Origin of the sequence: Methanosarcina sp. 2.H.T.1A.6 (assembly GCF_000979455.1) — an archaeon.
GTDB lineage: Archaea > Halobacteriota > Methanosarcinia > Methanosarcinales > Methanosarcinaceae > Methanosarcina.
On the sequence record NZ_JJOY01000038.1, the window covers coordinates 1 to 24,660 of the forward strand.

The 24,660-nt window shown below is 36.5% G+C and carries 27 protein-coding genes and 2 pseudogenes; all 29 read left to right on the forward strand.

Annotated elements, in window-relative coordinates:
* On the forward strand, positions 1-236 hold a 236-nt coding region (locus EO98_RS10570; protein ID WP_048141377.1), incomplete at its 5' end, for a GDP-mannose 4,6-dehydratase.
* 75 nt (positions 237-311) lie between these two features.
* A complete protein-coding gene (locus EO98_RS10575; protein WP_048141378.1) occupies positions 312-1,250 on the forward strand; it encodes a GDP-L-fucose synthase in 939 nt (312 codons plus the stop codon).
* 19 nt (positions 1,251-1,269) lie between these two features.
* On the forward strand, positions 1,270-2,274 hold the full coding sequence (locus EO98_RS10580; protein WP_082098581.1) for a UDP-glucuronic acid decarboxylase family protein: 1,005 nt from the start codon (positions 1,270-1,272) through the stop codon (positions 2,272-2,274).
* Positions 2,275-2,332: 58 nt separating this feature from the next.
* Complete coding sequence (locus tag EO98_RS10585; RefSeq protein WP_048141379.1) at positions 2,333-3,169, forward strand: ABC transporter permease; 837 nt, start codon at positions 2,333-2,335, stop codon at positions 3,167-3,169.
* Positions 3,170-4,447 (forward strand): ABC transporter ATP-binding protein, encoded by a 1,278-nt coding sequence (locus EO98_RS18760; RefSeq protein ID WP_048141381.1) that lies wholly within the window; start codon positions 3,170-3,172, stop codon positions 4,445-4,447.
* Positions 4,448-4,450: 3 nt separating this feature from the next.
* Positions 4,451-5,311, forward strand: a complete 861-nt coding sequence (locus EO98_RS10595; protein ID WP_048141382.1) for a class I SAM-dependent methyltransferase — start codon at positions 4,451-4,453, stop codon at positions 5,309-5,311.
* Positions 5,312-5,410: 99 nt separating this feature from the next.
* Positions 5,411-5,572, forward strand: a complete 162-nt coding sequence (locus EO98_RS17905) for a glycosyltransferase (protein ID WP_200895198.1) — start codon at positions 5,411-5,413, stop codon at positions 5,570-5,572.
* Positions 5,573-5,691: 119 nt separating this feature from the next.
* On the forward strand, positions 5,692-6,471 hold the full coding sequence (locus EO98_RS10600) for an FkbM family methyltransferase (RefSeq protein ID WP_048141384.1): 780 nt from the start codon (positions 5,692-5,694) through the stop codon (positions 6,469-6,471).
* 26 nt (positions 6,472-6,497) lie between these two features.
* The gene (locus EO98_RS10605) at positions 6,498-7,460 is read left to right on the forward strand and encodes a glycosyltransferase family A protein (RefSeq protein ID WP_052734545.1); all 963 of its coding nucleotides are present in this window, start codon (positions 6,498-6,500) and stop codon (positions 7,458-7,460) included.
* Entirely contained in the window at positions 7,457-8,107 is a 651-nt protein-coding gene (locus tag EO98_RS10610) for a cyclase family protein (RefSeq protein ID WP_048141386.1), read from the forward strand. Before EO98_RS10605 ends, EO98_RS10610 begins: the two co-directional genes overlap by 4 nt.
* Complete coding sequence (locus EO98_RS10615; protein ID WP_235283663.1) at positions 8,104-8,781, forward strand: cytidylyltransferase domain-containing protein; 678 nt, start codon at positions 8,104-8,106, stop codon at positions 8,779-8,781. The genes EO98_RS10610 and EO98_RS10615 overlap by 4 nt, the downstream gene beginning before the upstream one ends.
* Positions 8,778-9,728, forward strand: coding sequence for a phosphoglycerate dehydrogenase (locus EO98_RS10620; protein ID WP_048141388.1), 951 nt, complete (start codon positions 8,778-8,780; stop codon positions 9,726-9,728). The genes EO98_RS10615 and EO98_RS10620 overlap by 4 nt, the downstream gene beginning before the upstream one ends.
* Entirely contained in the window at positions 9,725-10,477 is a 753-nt protein-coding gene (locus EO98_RS10625) for an SDR family NAD(P)-dependent oxidoreductase (RefSeq protein WP_048141391.1), read from the forward strand. The genes EO98_RS10620 and EO98_RS10625 overlap by 4 nt, the downstream gene beginning before the upstream one ends.
* 29 nt (positions 10,478-10,506) lie before the next feature.
* Positions 10,507-11,655, forward strand: coding sequence for a hypothetical protein (locus EO98_RS10630; protein ID WP_052734542.1), 1,149 nt, complete (start codon positions 10,507-10,509; stop codon positions 11,653-11,655).
* Between the two features lie 200 nt (positions 11,656-11,855).
* Entirely contained in the window at positions 11,856-11,999 is a 144-nt protein-coding gene (locus tag EO98_RS19595; RefSeq protein WP_082098582.1) for a hypothetical protein, read from the forward strand.
* Positions 11,981-12,058, forward strand: a pseudogene (locus EO98_RS19600) (hypothetical protein); the annotation flags it as partial. The gene EO98_RS19595 and the pseudogene EO98_RS19600, both read left to right, overlap by 19 nt.
* A gap of 251 nt (positions 12,059-12,309) precedes the next feature.
* A complete protein-coding gene (locus EO98_RS10635) occupies positions 12,310-12,750 on the forward strand; it encodes a hypothetical protein (RefSeq protein WP_200895199.1) in 441 nt (146 codons plus the stop codon).
* A gap of 20 nt (positions 12,751-12,770) precedes the next feature.
* Complete coding sequence (locus tag EO98_RS10640) at positions 12,771-13,856, forward strand: DegT/DnrJ/EryC1/StrS aminotransferase family protein (RefSeq protein WP_200895200.1); 1,086 nt, start codon at positions 12,771-12,773, stop codon at positions 13,854-13,856.
* Complete coding sequence (locus EO98_RS10645; RefSeq protein WP_048141398.1) at positions 13,853-14,605, forward strand: class I SAM-dependent methyltransferase; 753 nt, start codon at positions 13,853-13,855, stop codon at positions 14,603-14,605. Before EO98_RS10640 ends, EO98_RS10645 begins: the two co-directional genes overlap by 4 nt.
* A gap of 515 nt (positions 14,606-15,120) precedes the next feature.
* A complete protein-coding gene (locus tag EO98_RS10650) occupies positions 15,121-16,356 on the forward strand; it encodes a glycosyltransferase family 1 protein (protein WP_048141419.1) in 1,236 nt (411 codons plus the stop codon).
* Between the two features lie 55 nt (positions 16,357-16,411).
* A pseudogene (locus EO98_RS19605) lies at positions 16,412-16,561 on the forward strand (glycosyltransferase); the annotation flags it as partial.
* 271 nt (positions 16,562-16,832) lie between these two features.
* Entirely contained in the window at positions 16,833-17,186 is a 354-nt protein-coding gene (locus EO98_RS19415) for an NAD-dependent epimerase/dehydratase family protein (protein ID WP_255350273.1), read from the forward strand.
* A 133-nt stretch (positions 17,187-17,319) separates the two neighbouring features.
* Complete coding sequence (locus EO98_RS19420; RefSeq protein WP_255350275.1) at positions 17,320-17,529, forward strand: NAD-dependent epimerase/dehydratase family protein; 210 nt, start codon at positions 17,320-17,322, stop codon at positions 17,527-17,529.
* 265 nt (positions 17,530-17,794) lie between these two features.
* Positions 17,795-19,012 (forward strand): glycosyltransferase, encoded by a 1,218-nt coding sequence (locus EO98_RS10660; protein WP_048141400.1) that lies wholly within the window; start codon positions 17,795-17,797, stop codon positions 19,010-19,012.
* Between the two features lie 574 nt (positions 19,013-19,586).
* Positions 19,587-20,510 (forward strand): hypothetical protein, encoded by a 924-nt coding sequence (locus EO98_RS10665; protein ID WP_048141402.1) that lies wholly within the window; start codon positions 19,587-19,589, stop codon positions 20,508-20,510.
* Between the two features lie 502 nt (positions 20,511-21,012).
* Complete coding sequence (locus EO98_RS10670) at positions 21,013-22,071, forward strand: phosphotransferase (protein WP_048141404.1); 1,059 nt, start codon at positions 21,013-21,015, stop codon at positions 22,069-22,071.
* 2 nt (positions 22,072-22,073) lie between these two features.
* Positions 22,074-22,769 carry a hypothetical protein gene (locus tag EO98_RS10675; protein WP_048141406.1) on the forward strand — a complete coding sequence of 232 codons (696 nt, stop codon included), beginning with the start codon at positions 22,074-22,076 and terminating at the stop codon, positions 22,767-22,769.
* 70 nt (positions 22,770-22,839) lie between these two features.
* Positions 22,840-23,982: a glycosyltransferase family 1 protein gene (locus EO98_RS10680; RefSeq protein WP_048141408.1), complete on the forward strand. Its 1,143-nt coding sequence runs from the start codon at positions 22,840-22,842 to the stop codon at positions 23,980-23,982.
* A gap of 196 nt (positions 23,983-24,178) precedes the next feature.
* Positions 24,179-24,660, forward strand: a 482-nt coding sequence (locus tag EO98_RS10685) for a transposase (protein WP_162198325.1), incomplete at its 3' end; no start/stop codon positions are given.

Consider the following 24,660-nt stretch of genomic DNA (forward strand, 5'->3'; position numbering starts at 1 on the left):
TAGACCCTGGATATTACAGGCCAACTGAAGTAGAACTCCTCATCGGCGACCCCTCAAAAGCCAGAGAAAAACTTGGCTGGCAGCCAAAAGTCAAAATGGGAGAACTGGTAAAAATAATGATTAAATCCGATGAGGAAGAAGTCCTGAAAAACTACCCCTCTGAAAAATTAGCAGCCTGCCAGGAACTTAAAGAAAACCTGGCTGAAAACCCTAAATTAAATTTGAAGAGCTTATAAAAATTGCTAAAGTATAATGGCAAAAATAGCAAAACCCTCTCCTAAAATTCCCCCTGTCAAACTAAAGGCGATAAAATGGAAAAAGACTCAAAAATCTACTTAGCCGGTCATCGCGGCCTTGTAGGTTCAGCCCTGAAAAGAAAACTTGAATCAAAAGGTTACACCAACCTGCTCTTCCGCACCCACAAAGAACTCGACCTTACTAACCAGCATTCAGTCAATGAATTCTTCGAGCGGGAAAATCCGGAATACGTCTTCCTCGCAGCCGCAAAAGTAGGGGGAATCCTTGCCAACAGCACCTACCCAGCTCAATTCATCTATGAGAATTTGATGATAGAGGCAAATGTAATTCATGCAGCCTACAGGTACGGAGTAAAAAAGCTACTTTTCCTTGGTTCTTCCTGTATCTATCCAAAGTTAGCTCCACAGCCTCTCAAAGAAGAATATCTATTAACCGGAACCCTCGAAGAAACCAACGAAGCCTATGCAATAGCCAAGATAGCAGGAATCAGGCTCTGCAAGCACTACAACCAGCAGTACGGGACCAACTTCATCTCGGTAATGCCGACCAACCTCTACGGACCTAATGATAATTTTGATCTGGAAACTTCGCATGTGATGCCTGCATTGATAAGGAAATTCCATGAAGCCAGATCGAATAATGAACCTGAAGTTGTTGTGTGGGGTACGGGAAAGCCTCTAAGGGAGTTCATGCATGTGGACGATATGGCAGATGCATGTGTGTATTTGATGGAAAATTATGATTTTTCTGAAATAGGCGAGTTTGTGAATATCGGGGTTGGAGAGGATGTTACAATCAATGAACTCGTGGAACTGATAAAAGAGGTTGTAGGGTTTGAAGGGAAGATTAATTATGATACTTCAAAGCCAGACGGGACTCCAAGAAAACTAATGGACGTTACAAAACTGAATGGCCTTGGGTGGAAAGCCAGGATTTCTTTGAAGAAAGGGATTGAACGAACTTATGAGTGGTATATTCAGTCTAAATTATAACACAACAAGAAGGAATTATATGAGAAAACAAATTTTAGTCACAGGAGGAGCTGGATTTTTAGGGTCACATCTATGTGAACGCCTATTAAGTGAAGGGCATGAAGTTATATGTGTAGATAATTTTTTCACTGGCAAAAAAAGAAATATTGTTCACCTCATGAACAATCCTTATTTTGAGGTCATTCGCCATGACATTAATTTTCCGCTTTCAGTGGAAGTAGATGAAATTTATAATCTCGCCTGTCCAGCTAGTCCTGTCCATTATCAGTTTGATCCGGTTCAAACAACAAAAACCTCAGTAATGGGCGCAATCAATATGCTGGATCTTGCAAAGAGATTGAATGCAAAGATTTTGCAGGCTTCAACTTCCGAAGTTTATGGTGACCCACAGGTCCATCCCCAGTCAGAAGAATATCGAGGTAACGTAAATTCCATTGGCCCACGGGCATGCTATGATGAAGGAAAAAGATGCGCTGAAACACTTTTTTTCGATTACAAACGCCAGTATGACCTGGATATAAAAGTGGTACGAATTTTTAATACCTACGGCCCCAGGATGCACCCAAACGACGGGAGAGTGGTGAGCAATTTCATTGTGCAGGCACTTAAGGGCGAAAACATAACCATTTACGGAGAAGGTACACAGACCAGAAGTTTTTGCTATGTTGACGACTTGATTGAAGGCATAATCCGTATGATGAACTCTCGTGAAGGTTTAACGGGGCCGGTAAATATTGGAAACCCTGAGGAATTCACAATTTTAGAACTTGCACAGAAAGTAATTGAGCTAACTGATTCAAATAGTAAACTTATCTATAAACCTTTGCCGGAAGATGATCCACTAAAACGCAAACCGAATATTGATCTGGCAGTCAAAGAACTAGGCTGGAGACCAGACGAAAAATTAGAAGAAGGTTTAAAAATGACAATTAACTATTTTAGATGTTTATTAGAAAATGACGAAAGTACAAGATTAACAACTATCAAAAATGAAATTCCAGAACTTGTTTTAAAAGAATGCTAATAGTCATTAATGTTTTGGAAAGACTTCCCCCCAGCGAAAAAAGATAAATGTGTTTTCTATGACTGAACATGCAACTGACTACGAACTGGTGATCCGCCCGAAATACGGGCTTCTGGATATAAACTGGCAGGAGTTGAAGGAGTACAGAGAGCTTCTCTTCTTCCTTGCCCTTAGGGAAATCAAGATCAGATACAAGCAGACGATTATAGGTGCATCCTGGGCATTGTTGCAGCCTTTTTTTACGATGATAGTATTCACCCTGATCTTCAGTCGGCTTGCACAGATGCCTTCAGACGGAGTACCCTACCCAATATTTTCATACTCAGGTCTTCTCCTCTGGATTTATTTTTCGAATGCTCTTTCCCAATCAAGTAACAGCCTTGTTGACAATGCCACCCTTCTCTCAAAAGTATACATGCCGCGGATATTCATACCGACTGCGCCATGCCTTTCAGGTCTTGTTGATTATGGGATTGCTATGAGTATCCTTGCAGTTATGATGGTCTACTACCATTTTATGCCTGGTATTACGATACTCCTGTTGCCGCTTATTGTTTTTATGACATTTTTGCTTGCTTCAGGCATAGGCTACTGGCTCTCGTCCATCTGTGTAAAATACAGGGATGTGAAGTTCGCCCTTCCGTTCTTTATCCAGCTTCTTCTGTTTGTATCACCAGTGATCTACCCTGCAAATATTGTGGGTGAGAACCTGCAATGGTTGCTTTACCTGAATCCTATGACAGGTTTAATAGGTGCTCATCGTGCATGCCTGCTCGGGCACATTCCGGTGGAGTTTGTCGGCCTTGCAATCTCGGCAGTGCTGACGATAACGATTTTTGTGAGTGGAATACTCTACCTCAAGAGTACAGAGAAGTACTTTGCGGATTTGGTTTAAATGATTGCGTCAAAAAAGGAAGAACCAATAATCGAGGTAAAACACCTTTCTAAACAGTACAGTATCGGTATGGACACGACTTACAAGACTCTCTCTGAAAGCCTTACCTCTGCTGTAAGGCATCCACTAAAGACGCTTAAGGACTGCCGCAGACAAAATGATACTTTCTGGGCGCTCAAGGATGTGAATTTCAAGGTCGAGCGCGGAGAAGTTGTTGGTGTCATCGGTAGGAACGGTGCAGGCAAGAGCACGCTTCTTAAGATTCTTTCTCGTATAACATATCCTACAGAGGGCGAGATTACCATGCGCGGCCGGGTGGGAAGTCTCCTTGAAGTCGGGACCGGATTCCACCCAGAGCTTACCGGCCGGGAGAATATCTATTTTAACGGTTCTATTCTAGGCATGAAGAAGAGAGAGATCGACGAGAAGTTTGATGAGATCGTGAAGTTTTCAGGTGTCGAGAAATTTCTGGACACTCCTGTAAAAAGGTATTCAAGTGGTATGCAAGTGCGGCTTGCTTTCTCGGTGGCGGCTCATCTAGAGCCGGAGATCTTGCTCGTGGACGAGGTGCTTGCAGTGGGAGATGCGGCATTTCAGAAGAAGTGTCTTGGGAAGATGGGCGAAGTTGCAAAGGAAGGGAGGACGGTGCTTTTTGTGAGTCATCAAATAGACATGATCAAGTCTCTGTGTAGGAACTGTATGCTACTTTCAGAGGGTAATATAATTTCAATTGGAGAAGTGAACGAGGTAGTCGATCAATATATGAATCCAATATTCTATGGAAATGATAATGTTTCATTTAATGTCAGAGAAAATAAAAATATCGATCTTCAGATATTGGAAGGACGGGTGATTTCTAAAAGCGAAGAGATATGCGGCATTTTTGATGTATTTGATATTGTAAAATTAGAGATAACATATGTCGTTCAGAAACCATTAATAGGATCTGTTGTAAATTTTGAAATCAGAAGAAATGGTTCATTAGTTGCACTATCATTTGATACAGACCTTAATAATTCTATTTTAGAACTTCGAAATCCGGGGATATACCATTGCATCATAACATTGCCCCATCCGCTATTTAAACCAGGGCATTATACAATTACATTTAATACAGGCATAATAAATTCCACGACATTTCAAAGACTAGAGGAAATTATTTGTTTTGAAATACAACTTTTATCACAACCGTCCTCATTATTAAGTTATGCAGATAAACGCCCAGGAATAATCGCACTGCCTGTACCTTGGGAAGTTAAAAATATATCAGGAGTATAAATTATGCCGGAGAATAAGAAATCTTCACCATTTAATATAGTTTCGACATCTATGTTTGACTTTAATTTGGACGGTTCTATTAAACCGAACTTTTTGTTTCACAGATCTCATGATAAAATACACAGTCGCTGTATTGAGTATCCTTTTGCAGCATCTAAAATTGGCAATGCTCAGATTATTTTAGATGTAGGATCCGCTAAATCAAATGATATTTGGCTAGAGTGGTTAAATAACCTGCCAATTACTGTATATGCAACGGATTATGATACTTTTGAAAAAGAATACGATAACATAAAATTTTATCAATCAGATGTTAGAAACCTCCCATTTCAGGATGAGACCTTTGATAAAATTATTGCTGTTTCAGTCATTGAACATGTTGGTTTGTTCAGTCCTCAAGTGAATGCCGAAAATCTTCCTAAAATAGATAACAATGGAGATTTTGATGCTGTAAAAGAGTTGACCAGAGTACTTAAAAAAGGGGGCGAACTAATAATGACTCTTCCTTTTGGAGTAAATCAGGGTTTGATATTGAATGATGAAGCAAGATGTTATAATATAGAAAACATTTCCAAATTCGATTCCTTATTAAAACCATTCCTTCTAGAATATTATGAATACCAATATGCAGAATGTATCTGTTATTATTCTGAAGGTTCCCCTAAAATATCATTAAGCCAAAAAGTATCCAATCATTTAAGTGGAGTGTTACAATCCACTCAAGTAAAATATAAAAAAGCTGAGGACATGCATGGATTTTATGGGTCTGTTACATGGAGAAGAGTGCCATTAAAAAACGCAAGCGCTGTTAATTACAATCATGTAGACGGTATAATCTGCGGAGTATGGAGGAAAATTGGCTGATTTAGTTGCATGATGGCAAGATAGTTTTAATGTTTGCGAGTTCCCACAAAGTTCACCAAAGAAAAGCAAAAAACAATAGAGACATAGAGAGGAATAATCTTGTCAAAAATCTCAATAATTATCCGTTGCTACAACGAAGAAGAACATATAGGTCGCCTACTGTCAGGCATAACTCCGCAAACAGTCAAAGATGTAGAGATCATCCTTGTAGACTCAGGCTCAACTGATGCAACTCTCTCAATTTACGATTATCCCTTTTGAGTGGGCAGGCTCAAGCCGTGCCAAGGTTTGAGAAAATAAGACGTCAAAGTCACTCCGATTATTCCAAAATAATATCAACAAATTAAGTAGCACTACCAAATATGCAGTAGGAGCAGAAAATGACACATTTCCAGCATTTAATTAACAATGGCATTTGGAACGAGATTCGTCAACGCATTCCACGCTTCAAGTATCCATATACATGTTCCTCATCGGTAAATCATGACTCTGTATGCAAATTTATCATAAATGATCCTATAGAGGAATATAGAATTGTAAAATTCGGGGATGAGAAATCATTTTTAGATAAATTTTTAGATTATATCCAAAAAGATGACGTATTTTTTGATATTGGGTCAAACATTGGTTTATATTCTATATATGCGGCAAAAAAGGTTGTAAAAGTTATATCCTTTGAACCGGATGATGAAATTCGAGTTCGACTTGTGAAAAATATTAGTATAAACAATGCAAAGAATATAAGTGTTATAGATTGGGCAGTATCAGACATCGAAGAAACGAGATCATTATATTCAGATGGTACGGGTGGCTATTCCCCATCATTATGCGAGATAAAAGGAAGATTTAAAGGACACAAAACAATATCATGCAATAGTATTGACAATGCAATTAGAGACAAAATTTTGCCAATTCCCACAGTAATAAAAATTGATATTGAAGGTGCAGAGTATTTAGCTCTACGAGGAATGAATAAACTTCTTGTTTCGAAGAAATCGCCACGGATTATTTTCATTGAAATCCATCCATTGTTTTTAAAGGATTTTAATTCGTCTAGTGATGAAACGATTCATTTTTTGGAATCGTGTGGCTATAAACTGGAGTACAAAAATTGCAGAGATAATGAGATACATTGCATATTCATCAAAGAACCTCAATAAATCCTCTATTATTACGTGAGATGAGTATGGTGCTTTCTATTATCATACGTTGCTACAATGAAGAAGAACATATAGGTCGCCTACTGTCAGGCATAACTCAGCAAACAGTCAAAGATGTAGAGATCATCCTTGTAGACTCAGGCTCAACTGATGCAACTCTTTCGATAGCATCACGTTATCCAGTTAGAGTTGTATATATATCTCCTGAAGAATTTTCTTTCGGGCGTGCTCTGAATATTGGTTGTAAGGCTGCAAGTGGGGAATATCTGGTCTTCATCAGTGCACATTGCTGGCCCATGTACAAAGACTGGCTGGAACAATTAACAGAACCATTTAATGATCCTACTGTGGCGCTGGTTTATGGAAAACAGCGAGGAAACGAAAAGAGCCAGTTCTCAGAGCACCAGATTTTTGCAAGTTGGTTCCCAGAACAATCATGTTCAAATCAGGAGAGTCCGTTTTGTAATAATGCCAATTGTGCTATAAGGAAGAACCTTTGGAAAGAAATGCCTTACGACGAAGAGTTAACAGGTCTCGAAGATCTCCACTGGGCAAAAAAAGCAATGGGTAAGGGGTATCGTATTGTGTACTCCTCAAAAGCAGAGATAGTGCATGTTCATGAAGAAACACCTCTCAGAATATATAACCGATATCGCAGAGAGGCAATTGCATTAAAAGCAATTTTTCCACAGGAAAAGTTTACATTTTTGGATTTTATTTATCTCTCAACAATAAACATAATAGGTGACTGTATAGCCGCAAAAAGAAATAATGTTCTGTACAAGAACACAGAAAGTATTCTGATATTCAGACTCATGCAATTCTGGGGCGCGTATAGAGGAAATTCACAACGTGAAAAGGTTTCTCCAGATCTTAAAAGAGCATTTTATTACCCAAAAAATTTAAAAAGTTTAAGGGATGTGTCTAAAGAAGGTAAGGGAGATGGGATTATAGAATATTGCTCAGTGAATTGGCTGGAGGGAAAATGAGAGAGATTTTTGATATTTCTTTGCCATTATCCTCGGAGATGGTAATCTGGCCCGGAAGTCCTGGATTTCATATTGAAAAGATAATGAGCATTGAAAAAGGGGATCCAGTAAATAATTCGAAGATGGTATGTGATGTACATTCAGGTACACATATTGATGCACCTCTTCATCATATCCAAGGTGGAGATAGTGTTGAAAAACTGTCAATCCAAGATATGGTTGGACCTTCAGTTGTTGCAGATTTATCTAGCGTTTCTCAAATTACTGCTACCGATCTAGAGAGATTAAATTTACCTGAAGATACACAAAAACTTCTCCTTCGAACTCACAACTCCGAATACTGGAAAAAAGACTCAAAGAGATTCAGGACAGACTATGTAGGATTATCGAAAGATGCTGCTGAATGGGTTGTAAAGCAGAATATACGACTTGTGGGAATAGATTATTTATCTGTGCAAATGTACTTTGACAGTTCTGAAACTCATCAGATATTGTTGAATGCAGGAGTAATAATACTAGAAGGGCTCAACTTAGGACAGATTAAAGAAGGACAGTATGAACTTATTTGTTTGCCTCTGAATATTGTTGGAGCAGAAGGATCTCCTGCCAGAGTCGTGCTTAGAAAATTAAATGGAGGATTTTTTTGAAGTATAAAATCGTTGCGCTGGTTCCAATGCGCCATAACAGTGAAAGAGTTCCTGGTAAAAACTATCGTTCCTTTGCTGGAAAACCATTGTACCACCGGATAATAAATTCTCTCAGCACCTGTCCAGAGATCAGCCAGATTGTTGTTGACACGGATAGCCCAGTAATAATAGAGGGTCTATCTAGGGATTTTTCTGATGTAAAAGTCATAGAACGCCCAGAGCGCCTGAGAGCAGGAACAGTACCCATGAATGACGTTTTACTTCACGACATTCAATCAGTGGAAGCAGACTATTATCTCCAGACCCATACTACAAATCCACTATTAACCGCAGAAACTATATCTCGTGCAATAAATTTATTCTTGCACAACAATAATATCTATGATTCTCTATTTTCAGTAACTAGAACACAAACACGATATTGGGACTTACTGACCCGTCCAATAAATCATAATTCTGCAATTCTTTTACGTACACAGGATCTTCCCCCAATATTTGAGGAAAATTCGTGCTTGTATTTATTTTCTCGGCAAACCCTTGAATCCAAGCATAATCGTATAGGGGAAAGACCATTGATGTTTGAGATGGATCGGTTTGAAGCTATTGATATTGATGAAGAACTCGATTTTCGTATTGCTGAATTGCTCTACTTGGAGAGTGAAAATAATTCATGAAGTTGAATGTATTAATCTCCTGTCCACATCTTCAAAGGACAATTGATCACTATCGCCCCGTATTTGAGATAAACGATATTGCAATTGAGACTCCAGAGGTAAACCAGCAATTAACTGAAGACGAACTTTTAGAGATTATTGATCGATATGATGGCATCATTGCAGGAGATGATAAATTATCTGCAAAAGTTTTGGAAAACGCTGAAAGACTAAAATTCATCTCTAAATGGGGTGTTGGAATCGATTCAATCGATCTCAGGGCTGCCAAAAAGTGTGGTATTGGGGTTTCCAACACACCAAATGTATTCAGCGAAGAGGTGGCAGATTTAGTTATAGGGTATATCGTTGCCCTAGTTCGGAAAACCCATATCATCGATCGAAGAGTTCATGCTGGCGAGTGGAACACAGCACAGATCCAAGGTAGATCCCTGAGAGGAAAAAAACTTGGTGTGATTGGTGTTGGAAGCATAGGTCGTGCGGTGGTCGAAAGAGCTATAGTTATGGGTATGGAAGTTGTTGGGTTTGATGTGCTTCCAGTTGCAAAGGAATTTATTCAGAAAACAGGAATGAATCAGGTTTCACTGGATGAGTTACTACGGTCTGCAGACATTATCTCAGTTAATTGCAATCTAACAGATGAGAATTATCATCTGCTATCTTTTCAGGAATTTTCAAATATGAAAGATCAGGTCATTATTATTAATACTGCTCGTGGTCCCCTCATTGATGAGAAAGCATTGGTTCAGAATCTTAAGAAAGGGAAAATAGCAGGTGTAGCGCTTGATGTTTTTGAGGATGAACCCCTTTCAGATGAAAGTCCTTTGCAGAGCTTCGATAATTGCATATTTGGCGCCCATAACAGTTCCAATACCTATGAAGCAGTAATGCGCGTCAATGAACTGGCGATAAACAACCTAATAAATGGACTCAAAGGTAGAGATCTATGAAAAAAGTTGTTTTAATATCCGGTGTTTCAAGTGGAATTGGGAATGCAACGGCTAAGCTGTTTACTCAAAAAGGCTGGCATGTAATCGGTGTTTCACGGAGTGATGTCAGCAAGATCGAGGGGGTAGGTCATTATATCAAAGGTGATGTATCAATAGTTTCAGATGTTGATCACATATTTGATGAAATTCGGTCTGATGAAGGACGAATCGATGTTCTGATCAACAATGCAGCAGTCCAGATCTGTAAACCTATTGTTGAAATGAATGTTGATGAATGGAACAAAACAATGGATACTAACCTTCGTTCAGCATTTTTGTTTATAAAACATTCCTATTCTCTTATGAGAGAAAGAGGCGGATCAATTATCAATGTAAGCTCTGTTCATGCTATATCGACTTCATCCAATATTGCTGCATATGCTGCAAGTAAAGGTGCATTAGCAGCATTCACAAGAGCACTGGCGATTGAACTTGCGCCTGACAATATCCGTGTAAATGCTGTACTTCCAGGCGCAGTGGATACACCTATGTTACGCTCAGGGTTACAAAGAGAGCATGTTGTTGGTTCAAACATTGAGGAGAGAATAGAATGTTTGGCTAAAAAACATATCATGGGAAGAATTGGAAAACCTGACGAAATAGCAAGGGCCATTTTATTTCTCTCAGATGAAGCTGCATCCACATCGTTTATCACAGGACATTGTTTAGTTATTGATGGTGGAGCAACAATAAAGTTGAGTACCGAATGAGTAAATGTTATAATTAATGGTGAAATTCCATGGGTTTTAAAGCTTTTGGATATAATGTTATCTCTCTGATTTGGGATAGCATTGTGAGATCCAAACATTATAATGTGGCATATTTGGTAGCACCAGAAATAACACCTGACGAAATATCTAATCTGAGCAAGCGACTTAATTTTTACTGCCCTGAACTGAAATTAGAAATAAAAAACATAAATTCTGCAATACTGAGCTGTGCACCCATATTATATTTTTGTGACAAAAATAAATTACCAACTTGGATAAAATGTATTAGAGGGTCGATATACTATATTGATTATCGTTCAAATCCAGTCGATGGATGGGAGTGGATATCTCTCGCCAACTTGTGCTCATCTTGTAAACCAAATATTGAGGATTCAAAAATAAAGTTTACTAACTACATAAATGATCTGAGGGCACAACATTTAAGTAAATGTTACATCTTTGGGACTGGTTCCTCTCTGGAAAAAGCTATCGGGTACAACTTTTCAGATGGTTATAGGGTTGTATGTAATACCATTGTAAAAGATAAAAAACTATGGAACCATCTCAACCCAAATTTCATTGTAGCAGGTGATGCCATATACCACTTTGGGCATACAATGTACGCAAGAACATTCAGAAAAGATCTGTATGATAGAATGCAAGAAACACCAACTACGTATTTTATTTATCCCCAACAATTCCATACAATTGTTTATAGACAGTTTAAACCATTTGAAGATAGATTAATTCCAGTACCTGTAGGCAATTATAAATATTACCATAATGATCTTGTAAACAATTTTTATTTGCCCGCTTTAGGGAACGTGCTACAGTTACTTCTCTTGCCATTGGCATGTACGTTATCAAAGAATGTTTACATGTGGGGTTTTGATGGTCGGGCACCCCAAGATAAATTATTTTGGAAAAATTCTGAAAAACATTCCTATAGCAATTACTTACCAGAATTACAAAAAGAGCATCCAAAATTCTATGAATACTACGTACCCAAAGACGAACCAACTAAATATATTAATAACAACTTTGGAGATGAAATGGACGAATTATTACATCAAGCTGAGATTAATGGATTCAGTTTTACGATGATGCATAAAAGTTGGACGCCAACGCTTATGAAAAGATTTAGATTTGACCAGACTGCGAGTATAAATAAAAAATAATCATAAAATACTGGTTGTGTTGAAACCCTTAATAAGTTTCCTCACGCTAGGGCAGCGGACAGGAATGGAGAGCTTTGCCGCCCCCTAGATATCTTCGTCGTGAGGCAGGGGTATCCCCCAGCGTGAGAGAGCAGTTCAGGATTCCTTGTCCTTCTGGTGGGAAAAAATACGATAAGGAAAATTACAACTAGGCAAACAGTATTTTAATTTTAGCAGATGGTGGTGGAAGCAACTCAAGTAGGCATCATATTTTCAAGGAAGACTTACAAAATCTGGTACATGAAATAGGGATTGAAATCCGAATGGCTCACTATCCACATATACTTCGAAATACCATCCAATAGAACATAGGTTATTCTGCCATGTCACAAGTGCATGCAAAGGTACGTTTTCAGCAGTCTAGAGGTGGTTAAAAGTCTTGTTGATAAGATTTCTACATCAACAGGATTGAAAGTGTTTTCAACGAAAAAGGATAAGTTTATTTCACGGCAAAAAAGTAGGTGAAAACTTAAAGGAAAACATTATATTGTCTTTGATGATTATTTGGGAAAATGAAATTATAGAGCCATTCCTGAAGTGAAAATTTGAAGTTATATTTTAGTGTCATTCCTAAATTCAAACAAATAACAAATTTCTTCATATGTCGGTGATCATGTGTTCGAAGAAATTATACACAATAACGAGTTGCTGGCGATAATTGTATCCAGCACCTTCAATAAAGAAGGCATACATTTTTTTACATCCAATGATCTTTCCCAGCAGTTAGCCTACATGAAACACCCTGCCGGTAAATTAATTGACCCGCACGTCCACAATCCTGTGAAAAGGGAAGTCCATTATACTCAGGAAGTGCTTTTTATCAGGAAAGGAAAGTTGAGGGTGGATTTTTATGACGAAAAACAAACTTACATTGAAAGTAGGGTTCTTGAATCTGGAGATGTAATCCTTCTGATCAAAAGCGGGCATGGATTTAAAGTCCTTGAAGAAGTAGAAATGTTTGAAGTGAAACAGGGACCTTATGCGGGAGATAAAGACAAAACCAGATTTATAGGAATTGATGACCCTGAAATTGTATATAAAGAGGACACACAATGATTCCGGTAAATGAGCCGCTTTTGGATGGAAACGAAAAAAAGTATCTGATGGAATGTATCGATACAGGGTGGATTTCAAGCGAAGGACCATTCGTTAAAGAATTCGAAGAGAAATTTTCAGCAAAAGTGGGCAGAAGATATGGAATTGCCGTTTGTAATGGTTCTGCAGCACTTGATGTTGCAGTGGCTGCTCTGGAACTAAAAGAAGGCGACGAAGTTATCATGCCCACATTTACGATAATCTCCTGCGCCAATGCAGTTATAATGGCTGGTGCCACTCCTGTGCTGGTCGATAGCGACTCCTGCACATGGAACATGGATGTGAACCAGATTGAATCAAAGATTACTCCAAAAACCAGAGCAATAATGGTAGTTCACATTTATGGATTGCCTGTAGACATGGACCCTGTGATCAAGCTTGCCAGGAAATATGAGTTGAATATCATAGAAGATGCTGCAGAAGCTCATGGGCAAACATATAATGGAAAGCCCTGCGGCAGTTTTGGGGATATAAGTGCATTCAGTTTCTATGCTAATAAGCATATAACTACAGGTGAAGGGGGAATGGTAGTTACTGATGACGAAGAACTCGCAGAAAGATGCAGGTCTTTACGTAATCTTTGTTTTCAGGCAAACCGAAGATATGTCCATGAAGAAATGGGCTGGAACTTTAGAATTACAAACCTTCAGGCTGCAGTTGGGCTGGCACAGCTCGAAAGGTTAAATGAATTTGCAAAGAAAAAAAGGGAAATGGGGAAATATTATACAGAAAAATTAAAAAATATAGGGTGTATCCAGCTTCCTCTTGAAAGAACACCTTATGCAGATAATATCTACTGGGTTTATGGAATTGTGCTAAATGATGAGATTGGAGTAAACTCCGAAGAAATAATGGCACGTCTCAATGAGAAAAAAATCGGTACAAGATCCTTTTTTTACCCAATGCATGAACAGCCCGTTTTTCATAAAATGGGACTGTTCGAAAATGAGAGTTATCCGGTTGCAGAAAGAATAGCTAGAAAGGGATTTTATATACCAAGCGGACTTGCCTTGACCCAGGAACAGATGGATGAGGTCATCAAAGTAATAAGGGAGGAATTAAAATGAACATTTTTGAGAGCTACTCTAAATATTACAATTTGTTATATCAGGATAAGGAGTATTCAAGGGAAGTAGAATACGTGTCAAATTTAATAAAGAAGTATGGTCCGGATTCGAAGACGGTCTTGGATCTTGGCTGCGGAACCGGAAGACATGACGAACTTTTTGCAAAATATGGATACTCTGTCTGCGGCATAGATATAAGTGAAAAAATGCTAGAAGAAGCAAATAAATTAGCTGAAAAAGACAAATTATCTTTTTTCAAAGGAGATATTAGAAATCTCAAACTAGATACGCAATTTGATGTAGTTATTTCTTTATTTCATGTAATCAGCTATCAAACAACAAATGAAGATCTAAAAAATACATTTGAGACTGCTTCGAAACATTTGAAAAATGGAGGCTTATTTATATTTGATTGCTGGTATGGGCCTGCAGTTTTAAGTGAGAAACCCAGTGTAAGAGTTAAAAGGCTGGAAGATGAAAATGTAAAGCTTCTTCGAATTGCAGAACCGGTAATGTATCCAAATGAGAATTTAGTGGACATTAATTATGAGATACTCGTGGAAGACAAGCAAAGCGGTAATTACGAAGCATTAAATGAAACACATACTATGAGATATTTGTTTAAACCAGAAATTGAAATTTTTATGGAAAGCACAGGTTTTAGGTTGATAATGTGTGAAGAATGGTTAAGCGGAAATGAACCTGGATTTGATACTTGGGGAGTAACGTTTCTTGGGTTAAAAAAATAAAAAGAGTCTCTTCGTTGTTTTGTGTGGATAACCTCATAAAAACCAACGTGGCCTTGAATTGAAAATCATCTTATCCATAGGAAATGACGAAGAACCTAAAAAGATTATTGGAGAAATGTCATCGGTGGTTTAAAATCCCCAAAATCCGTTTTGTCCATACTCCGTAATATTTATTATAATTGCTTTCATGATCAGAAGCTTAATTGGTTATTCCAAATTCGAGATTTATAAAAGCAATTTCATTGGTCATCGGTTAAGGAATTTTCTTGTCTGAAGGCTATCGATTTTGTACCAGAAGTCTATCTCAAATTTTGCCCGATTTACCTAAAATCGACACCTTGCTTCATTCTAGGATCTATCACAATTTTGAACATCTGTTGAGGAAATGGATGCAATTTATCATGATTCCTTACTTAACCGAAGACGTATGGAAGCAATTTTGAGTTTTGGGATCTGCTCAACCAAATACAAATGAATATCAATATACTATTGATGAAACACCCGAGATTGAGATTATGAAAATAGGAATATATATTGGAAATTCAAAGCCAGAAGCGGGGGGAGGATTTTCTTTTGAGTCCACGATTCTAAATGCACTGATGGAAACAAAATCAAACCATGAATTTTATCTTTTTTCATCTCAAAAAATTGACATACCTTTAAAATCCAATATTTTTTCAATTCCATTATATGAAAAAACTAATCCATTAAAACGCACTTATTTAAAAAAATTTGCAATTAAAGTTGTAAATTCAATTAACATTAACCGTAATAACAGACATCTTATACATAATTACAATTTAAGTACTAAAATAGAAAAATTAATTCATAAATATAACATCGAGATTATGTGGTTTATTACTCCTGGACATGTGCCTGTCAAAATACCTTACATTACAACTTTATGGGACTTAGCTCATCGTGTTGCTCCTTTTTTCCCAGAGGTTAGTGTTACGGGTTGGAGATGGGAGGATAGAGAAAATTACTATCTAAACACGTTACCTAAAGCCACCTATATTTTGACTGGAACCTCTGCAGGAAAAGATGAAATTATCCAATTTTACAATATTCGAGACGAACGAATAAGGGTAATTCCATTTCCGGTCCCCACATTTGCTCTTTCTGAAAATGTATCTCAAACTGAGGTTACTACTAATTTTAACATAGATAAGCAATACCTGTTTTATCCCGCTCAATTTTGGCCTCATAAAAATCATATTGGATTATTACTTGCGTTAAAGATTTTGAATGAAAAGTACTCTTTAGATTTTGACCTAATTTTTACGGGCTCGGATAAAGGAAATTTGAAATACATTAAAAAAGAAGCTGAAGAACTCGGTCTAAGTAAAAAAGTTCATTTTTTAGGTTTTGTTTCAACAGAGAAATTAATAAACTTATATAAAAATGCGTTTGCAATGGTTTTTCCTACATTTTTTGGCCCAGATAATCTACCACCATTAGAAGCTTTTTCTTTAGGGTGCCCAGTTATAGCCTCGAGAGTACAGGGTGCTGAAGAACAGTTGGGAGATGCTGCATTACTTTTTGATCCTAAAAATGAAGATGAAATTGCTTTTTTAGTTAACAAACTTTATAATGACTTAAATCTGCGTGAAACCCTTATCAAATCAGGGAATAAACTGGCAATCAAGAGGGGGGCAAATAAATATATAGAGGAAGTAATTTCAATAATTGATGAATTTGAATCCTATCGAAGGTGTTGGAGTAATGAGGAAATTTATATCCATACTTAATCCCTCCGCATAAATCCTACCAGCAAGACCCCAATAAAGTCGGCCTGTATTATCAGGCTGCCGACATCTACTTCACCCTGCATGGGCCGAAACCTTCCCGACAACGGTTCTCGAAGCCCTAGCCTGCGGTACCCCTGTAGTCGCGAGCGCCGTCGGCGGCATCCCCGAGCAGATCAAAGATGGAATCACAGGATTCTCACACTGAAAGGGGATGCGGAAGCAATGGCAGTACGGCTCGTGCAGCTGCTTTAAGACGATGAATTGAGGCTAAGATGGGTATGCAGGCGAATGATGTTGCAAAGGAGCGTTTCGATCTTGAGAGCAGGTGAAGGAGTACCTTAGGTGGTATGAGAATATTACAACCGACTGGCAGAATGGAGCACATTCTCAAAATAAGTGAGAAACGTCAGCTTATTTGTGGGGAGTCAAAAAAATCATTGAAAAGTTTAAATTGATCAATATTCGGACTGAAATATATGAATCTGAGTTCCAAAATATATCTCTTCTACCACCGCGGCATGGTCGGTTCAGCTATAAAAAGAAAGCTGGAATCCAAAGGCTACACCAACCTTATCTTCCGTACCCACAAAGAACTTGACCTCACAAACCAGCAGGCAGTCAATGAATTCTTCGAGCGGGAAAATCCGGAATACGTCTTCCTCGCAGCCGCAAAAGTAGGGGGAATCCTTGCCAACAGCACCTACTCCGCCCAATTCATCTATGAGAATTTGATGATAGAGGCGAACGTTATTCATGCAGCCTACAGGTACGGCGTAATAAAGCTTCTTTTCCTTGTTTCTTCCTGTATCTATCCAAAGTTAGCTCCCTAGCCTTTTAAAGAAGAATATCTATTAACCGGCCCCCTCGAAGAAACCAACGAAGCCTACACAATCGCAAAAATAGCAGGAATCAGGGCTCTGTAAACATTATAACCAGCAGTATGGGACCAATTTTATCTCTGTGATGCCGACCAACCTCTACGGGCCGAATGATAATTTTGACCTCGAAACTTCGCACGTGATGCCTGTATTGATTAGGAAGTTCCATGAAGAAAAAATGAAGAGTAATCAAGAAGTTGTTGTGGGGGCACAGGAACCCCATGTTGGGAGTTCATGCACGTGGAACGATGATGGATTCATGGTACATCTGATGGAGAACTACGATTTTTTATAAATGGGTGGGTTTGTGAATATAGGGTTGGAAAAGATATTTCTATCAGGGAACTCGTGAAATTGATATAAGATGTTGTGGGATTTGATGGAGAAATCAGATATGATACTTCGAAGCCTGACGGGACGCAAAGGAAACTGATGGATGTTTCGAGGTTGAATGGATTGAGATGAAAATCTCAAATATCACTGAAAGATGGAATTTAAGAGACTTATGATTGGTATATTAAATCACTGAGCCAAAATAAACGGTGATAAAGGGTGTAATCATGGATTGTAAAAAAATATTAATATATTCCCCACACACAGGTGGTCATCGACAAGTTTATTGCAATGTAATTGCCGATTGGGCACTTGATTCTGGTATGGAGGTCTTACTTTATGTTGGAAGCGATTGGTGTAACAGCGAAAACTCCAGTGGAAAGATTTCCCCATATATTGAGGTGTATAAAAATAATCCAAACGTGTCCATAATCAACTGTGATATATATAAAAACAATCACAACATATCCCTAATCAACTTGGCGCAGAATCCATTCTTAGTGAGTGATTCGAGGCATTTGATAGATATGGAAAATAAGTTAAATCCGGATTTAGTTTTTGTTATAGCCGGCGATGAATTCAATCATTCCCCTTACTCAATTTTAAAAAATCTAGCAGGCGTTAAAAAACACTCCTCGAAATGGATTGCTATTTTTATTTCTCCTTATTGTTATCCTTCAGATAATTGGTCGAAGAGAAATATTCTTAAAATAGCCTTGAAGCAAAAAGTAAAACATTTTGATATTATATATTGGCTGGACGAATATTTTGTAAACCATGCCGCTATAAAAAATTCGTTTTGGTTACCTGACATATCTAAAAGTTTTAATTACAATGAAATTCATACAGATAAAGAAACAGAATCATTATGCTCACGAATTGATAATTTTTTATCAAATAATAAAGGAAAAGAAGTATTACTTTTTTTCGGGAGTTATTTCAATCGAAAAGGCTTTGATTTTCTTTTAGAATTGGCATTAAACGATAAACAATTTGTAATATTGCGAGCAGGGGACACATCCGAAAGTGATCGAAGTCCCTACTTCGCAGATAAAATGATTACGCTGGAAAACAATGGGCAACTTTTAAACATTCCTAAATTTGTTGAAAGCCCTGTCGTGATTGAAAAATTATTTAACGTGACTAATTTTATCCCACTCCCTTATAGAAATCACTATAGTTCGAGTGGCGTAATGCTACAAGCCATGGAATTCGGAAAGCCTGTAATTGTTCCAGATGTGGGGCTCATGGGTGGAAGAGTAACTCATAATAATATTGGCATAACATATAAACATGAAAATTACGAAGAATTTAAAAACGCAGTATATAGAATGCAAAAGTCTTATGATAAATATATCCCGGAAATACAAAATTTTTATATGCAGTTTAGCAAAGAGAATATATTCGAGCATTTGAACATTATGGTTAAGAATGATAGGGAATGATAAAAGTCTATGGATTATGATTAGCAAGGAGTTAACATGAAATTTGCCCTGATAGCATTGTTTGTATACAATCGACCAGATCACACTCGCAAGACACTTGAAAGCTGATGGCAAACTTTGGATTCGCAAATAGTTTACTTTCATTGGTCATCGGTTAAGGAATTTTCTTGCCTGAAAGCTATCGATTTTGCACCCGAAGCCTGCCTTAAGTTTTGGCCTATTTACATGAAATCGATACCTTGTTCCAGTCTATAATATGTTAAAATTTTTAACAACTGTTAAAGGGACGGAGGCAATTTACCACAATTCCTCAATTAACCGAAGGCGCATGATGCCTATTTAAATCCCTTATCAGATATTAGTGCTTTAAAATTTGGATACTACCAATCACATGAGGGAATACCTTCTCGATATTAAAATCCGGTGTCGCTTTTTAATGGATAATTCAAGTGTATAGATTTAAGTTATTCAATAAAAGACAGAATGAAAATTATTATATACTACATATGTATATTTTTTATAATTTCATTTAACACTTAAAAACTCGAATGTTTCAAATATTGGTAAGAGTATAATGTCCGATTTCCAGCTAAAAACCCCAGTCGCCTTCATAATCTTCAACCGCCCAGACACCACCAAAAGAGTGTTTGCAGAAATAGCAAAAGCCAGGCCCCCGAAACTTCTGGTTATTGCTGACGGCCCGCGTGCGAATCGTCCTGATGATACAGAGAAATGCGCTGCTGCCCGTGCTATCATCGATAATGTGGATTGGGACTGCAAGGTGTTGACCAATTACTCGGATGTGAATCTGGGCTGCAAACGCCGGGTATCGAGTGGTCTGGACTGGGTTTTCGACACCGTTGATGAGGCGATTATTCTTGAAGACGATTGCCTGCCGCATCCGACTTTCTTCCGATTTTGCGAGGAAATGTTGGGGAGATACCGAGATGATAAAAGAGTAATGCATATAAGTGGAACAAATATATTGACAAAAAACTTGAAAAGTAATTCATATTGTTTTTCGAAACATATGGGAGTATGGGGTTGGTGCACTTGGAAGAGAGCTTGGAATTTATACGATTCGTCTATAAAATTTTGGCCTACTATTCGAAAATCCAAATTATTTTCTATAAGGAATATTGAAATTAATGGGGGAACATACAGACAAATTTATGATGATGTGTACAATGATAAAATTGATACATGGGATCATCAATGGCAATTATGTGTAACACTGCATGGGTTGGCAATATTCCCCTGCGTAAATTTAATTTATAATTGTGGATTCGGTGAAAATGCAACACATACAACTAATAAACGTGACCATAGGGCAAATCTTAAATTTGGTGAATTAGTGTTCCCATTAAAACACCCTGATTATTATATCATAGATGAAATTGATGGAAAATCAAATAAACAGATAATGATAAACATGACCAAGTATTGCTTTTTTTTGATAAAACGATACTTGAATCTGCTTAAAAGTAAAATTTACTGAAAATACATTGAGTTTGATTGAAGAATGAACTCTTTCTGCAAATTCAGTGTTTCAACCCAAATTTGACAGATTCCACTAATTAGTACAGTAGATTCTTACAAAAAACGCATCGCATCGGCACAGCACATTTAGGAAAAATGAAAACATTTGAAAATCAAAAGACACACGATTGAACTTTGAACTGTATGGGGAAAACAGAAACATGAAGCCCATTTATACATAATAAAATGTATGCTTCTGTCAAATTAGAGTTTCAATCTAAAAATGCAAAAATCACTAGTGTATCAATTCCAAAGTTTGAGAATAAAGCACGGATAAAGACCGATGAACACGGATGACTTCAATCCGTTTTAATCCATGTTACCCGTGGTTCTTTTTTGGAAATTCGTTGACTATAGGGTGGGTTTCAAAATTTCAAGTTTTTGAAAGTAATTTGGAATTGCAGTACTAGATCTTAGGTCCGAGTCGTAATAATTTCTTAATAACAACTGAAGGCTACGATATGCACCATGATAAATTCTATTTTTCAGTATATATAACATTTTTTCCAAACGTAGCAGAATTGATTTTAAACACGATTTTTAGTTGGTTTAAAATTGAAGTGAAGTGTAAAAAGATCAATCGGAGTAAAAAATCGTTTAACAGTCGATATATAGGACAAATTTTGATATTGCCTAAATATTCGATAGAAATATTAGGTAAATATGGTATTAATTTGCAAAATTGTGATACTATAATTAGTAGCGATAAAATGGTTTTCATTGATGAAATTGAAAAAATTGTATATCGATGTTCTACTAATGAATTGGGATCGGTTGGTATTGTAAATAATTATAATTACTTAACTTTAGCAAAATTTAGTAATACCCCCAAACCAATTTTTATACAGAAAAATGATTGTTTAACAATAAGTGCAGAGAGTTTGATGAATGGGGCAGGAATAAACATTAAAGATGTTACTTCTGAAATGTTTGCCGAAATAATAAAACAAATAAATCCATTATACAATATTAATCGTACAATTCGACATTTCGACCTTCAAAATGAATTGGATAGTTATGATAAATATTTTGAATACTATTGTCCTTTGTGGGTAGACAAATTAGTACACATAAAACACTTGATTACATCCAATATTGATTTACCACCAATGGAAAACATCTATGCTTGCAAAACATTGATACATGGCGACCTTACGTATCGTAATGTTTTATTGGATAATGAGACGTTTTTATTTTATGATTTCGATCGTTCAGAAATTAGCTATCCTGAATTTGATATATATCTCTTTTATATCGATTGGTTAACTCATGCCAGTCAGCCAAATTATAAAGTACTTTTTAAGAATATATTTAAATTTATTAATGATGAAATACACCTCTCAAGCATTGAATTACTCGATTATGCCAATCCAAATTTTAAAATGAATTTAGACATTGCATATTATTTAAAATTCATATTCCTTTACCGGATGTTAGTATTATCATTGCAAAATTTTAACAGCAATAACACATATCCAATAAAAATATTAGACATGATTATTAAAGAGTTAGAGGTTTGACTATGATAAAAAAATTAATTAAAATAATACCATGGGTTTTTATCAATGTTGTTAGATTGTTTAACTTAACTGAACTATATCAACCTACATATAACCCAAAAAAACATATTATATTAAAGTCTGATGTAAAAAAAAGAAAATCTGATGATAGAGTGTCTGCAATACAAAATAATGTAGACTTTTCAAGTATTAATACATATTTGGACATTGGATCGCAACTTGGATACTTTGTATTTAAACTATCTGAATCACATGAATTGACACTTGCTCAAGGATTCGAAATGAACGATGTTTCCTGTGCATATTCAAATGCACTCGTTTACTTGAATGATTTAAAAAATATCTCATTTGTTAATTGCAAAGTAACTCCAAATTTCATTAAAAATATGCCAAATTATGACATTATAAGTTTTCTGAATGTATTTCATCACATAGTTTACTTTGATGGATTTGAAAGCGCCGATGAAATTATGCATGAATTATATAATAAAACTAATTCCTATTTTATATTTGAAACTGGTCAGTTCGACGAGAAAGGATATTATTGGAGTGATTCTTTATTGTTCATGGACAAAAATCCAGTGACATGGATACAAAATTATCTTGTTAGTATTGGATATAAAAAAGTAACATTAATTAATGAATTTCCCACTCATTTAAGTGACAATACAAGAGCTTTTTTCATTTGTTCTAAATAAAACATATGATTGCAAAAGCCATTTTCAATCAATTGAGTAAAAATAGATTGATACTATTGAGATATAATATATGAAGATTCTCTATGACCCCACCGTCTTTCAATTCCAGCGATATGGCGGAATATCAAGATACTTTTACGAGCTCATAACAAGGCTTTCAACGAAAGAAGATGTGGATATCAGCCTTTTTCAGGGTTTCAACATTAACGAATATGCTCTCTCAGAGCACAAGCAAAATTTTGATTCGTATTGGGGCTATAAGTGGGGATACAAAAAACCCGCTGCAAAATACATGGCGCTTATATTTGCAATACCCAACAAAATAATATTTGATAACTACATGCGATCGTCAGATGTCAACATATACCATCCTACATATTACAGAACAGATCTGGACAAATATAATAGATCAGCTATCGTGTTGACAGTGCATGATATGATTCATGAATTGTATCCCGACCAGTTCATAGATAGTAGGTTTGTAATTAAAGCTAAAAAGAAGTCCATTAATACAGCTGATCAAATAATATGTGTTTCAGAAAATACCAAAAAAGATCTGATGAGCATTTATGACGTACCAGAGAATAAAATAAAAGTTATATATCATGGTAACTCGCTGCTAAAATCTGATAAATATCTTAAATGTGATGATTTAAAAAAATTGTACCCAATAACCAAACCGTTTTTATTATATGTAGGTGAGCGAAAACGCAGATATAAAAATTTTTCAATGTTGCTCGAAACATATACTACTATGCTTTCAGATCGTTTTGATTTAGTCTGTTTTGGTGGAGGAGACTTTGATCATAATGAATTAAAAACCATTAAAAATATAAAATGTTCTGGGAAAGTAATTCATCTAAGCGGTTCAGATCATCTGCTTTCATCGTTATATAAAAATGCATTTTGCTTCATATATCCTTCTTTATATGAAGGATTCGGCATACCATTGCTTGAAGCTATGGGATTGGGATGTCCGGTCATTGCTAGCAACACAAGTTCAATCCCCGAGGTCGCGGATAAAGCAGCTTTATTTTTTGATCCCTATTCAAAAGATAGTTTCATTAATGCTATTGATTTGTTAGAAAACAATAGATCAGAGCGTGAGAAATTGGTTAATCTTGGTTTTGAACAAGAGAAGAAATTCAGTTGGGACAAAACTGCTCGTGAAACATTTAAAGTTTATAAGTATGCATATGATTTAAAACATTGAGTAAATGAGCGCATAGTTCATATAATCATTTGCAAGTAATAAAAATAAATAAAAATAGGACTTAAGCACTTGAAATGCCGAAAATTCAATTTCATTTAAAATATAATTATCTATTAGTAATCCTCAAAAACGTACGGAGTTAGGGGCATAAATTCTCCTTGGTGTAACGACCATTGGCTACATTGATTTTCTCATTGTGGGTTCTAACGTTTTTAGTTGTACTGAAGCCGCTAGATGTTATCCAAACGTAGCTAATGCTCCTTCTCATGATTCTTTCACTCGTTGCCTTCAAAGGCAACCTCCAGACACGGAAGCGTTATGGGAAGAAGTAAAAAATCATTTCAAGCCTAAGAAAGGCTTTTTAATTGTTGATGATTCAACATTAGATAAAACATACGCAAAAGAAATGGATTTTGTTCATCGTATGTGGAGTGGAAAACATCATCGTACTGTAAAGGGGATAGGTCTGGTCACCTTAAGTTGGGCAAACGGTACAACCGTTATACCTATCGATTTTAGGAATTATAACATAGATGAAGACGACAAAACAAAGAATGACCATTTCCTCGATATGCTTGACAAAGCCGAAGAACGTGGTTTTAATCCCGAATTTGTTTTGTTTGATACATGGTATGCAAGTGTGAAAAACCTTAAAGCCGTTAGAAATAAAGAATGGCA

What these genes read in the sequence shown, in the direction of transcription:
- EO98_RS10575 (WP_048141378.1), top strand. Translation starts at nt 312, where the DNA reads ATGGAAAAAGACTCAAAAATCTACTTAGCCGGTCATCGCGGCCTTGTA.
- EO98_RS10580 (WP_082098581.1), top strand. Translation starts at nt 1,270, where the DNA reads ATGAGAAAACAAATTTTAGTCACAGGAGGAGCTGGATTTTTAGGGTCA.
- EO98_RS10585 (WP_048141379.1), top strand. Translation starts at nt 2,333, where the DNA reads ATGACTGAACATGCAACTGACTACGAACTGGTGATCCGCCCGAAATAC.
- EO98_RS18760 (WP_048141381.1), top strand. Translation starts at nt 3,170, where the DNA reads ATGATTGCGTCAAAAAAGGAAGAACCAATAATCGAGGTAAAACACCTT.
- EO98_RS10595 (WP_048141382.1), top strand. Translation starts at nt 4,451, where the DNA reads ATGCCGGAGAATAAGAAATCTTCACCATTTAATATAGTTTCGACATCT.
- EO98_RS10600 (WP_048141384.1), top strand. Translation starts at nt 5,692, where the DNA reads ATGACACATTTCCAGCATTTAATTAACAATGGCATTTGGAACGAGATT.
- EO98_RS10605 (WP_052734545.1), top strand. Translation starts at nt 6,498, where the DNA reads ATGGTGCTTTCTATTATCATACGTTGCTACAATGAAGAAGAACATATA.
- EO98_RS10610 (WP_048141386.1), top strand. Translation starts at nt 7,457, where the DNA reads ATGAGAGAGATTTTTGATATTTCTTTGCCATTATCCTCGGAGATGGTA.
- EO98_RS10620 (WP_048141388.1), top strand. Translation starts at nt 8,778, where the DNA reads ATGAAGTTGAATGTATTAATCTCCTGTCCACATCTTCAAAGGACAATT.
- EO98_RS10625 (WP_048141391.1), top strand. Translation starts at nt 9,725, where the DNA reads ATGAAAAAAGTTGTTTTAATATCCGGTGTTTCAAGTGGAATTGGGAAT.
- EO98_RS10630 (WP_052734542.1), top strand. Translation starts at nt 10,507, where the DNA reads ATGGGTTTTAAAGCTTTTGGATATAATGTTATCTCTCTGATTTGGGAT.
- EO98_RS10645 (WP_048141398.1), top strand. Translation starts at nt 13,853, where the DNA reads ATGAACATTTTTGAGAGCTACTCTAAATATTACAATTTGTTATATCAG.
- EO98_RS10650 (WP_048141419.1), top strand. Translation starts at nt 15,121, where the DNA reads ATGAAAATAGGAATATATATTGGAAATTCAAAGCCAGAAGCGGGGGGA.
- EO98_RS19415 (WP_255350273.1), top strand. Translation starts at nt 16,833, where the DNA reads ATGAATCTGAGTTCCAAAATATATCTCTTCTACCACCGCGGCATGGTC.
- EO98_RS19420 (WP_255350275.1), top strand. Translation starts at nt 17,320, where the DNA reads ATGCCGACCAACCTCTACGGGCCGAATGATAATTTTGACCTCGAAACT.
- EO98_RS10660 (WP_048141400.1), top strand. Translation starts at nt 17,795, where the DNA reads ATGGATTGTAAAAAAATATTAATATATTCCCCACACACAGGTGGTCAT.
- EO98_RS10665 (WP_048141402.1), top strand. Translation starts at nt 19,587, where the DNA reads ATGTCCGATTTCCAGCTAAAAACCCCAGTCGCCTTCATAATCTTCAAC.
- EO98_RS10670 (WP_048141404.1), top strand. Translation starts at nt 21,013, where the DNA reads ATGCACCATGATAAATTCTATTTTTCAGTATATATAACATTTTTTCCA.
- EO98_RS10675 (WP_048141406.1), top strand. Translation starts at nt 22,074, where the DNA reads ATGATAAAAAAATTAATTAAAATAATACCATGGGTTTTTATCAATGTT.
- EO98_RS10680 (WP_048141408.1), top strand. Translation starts at nt 22,840, where the DNA reads ATGAAGATTCTCTATGACCCCACCGTCTTTCAATTCCAGCGATATGGC.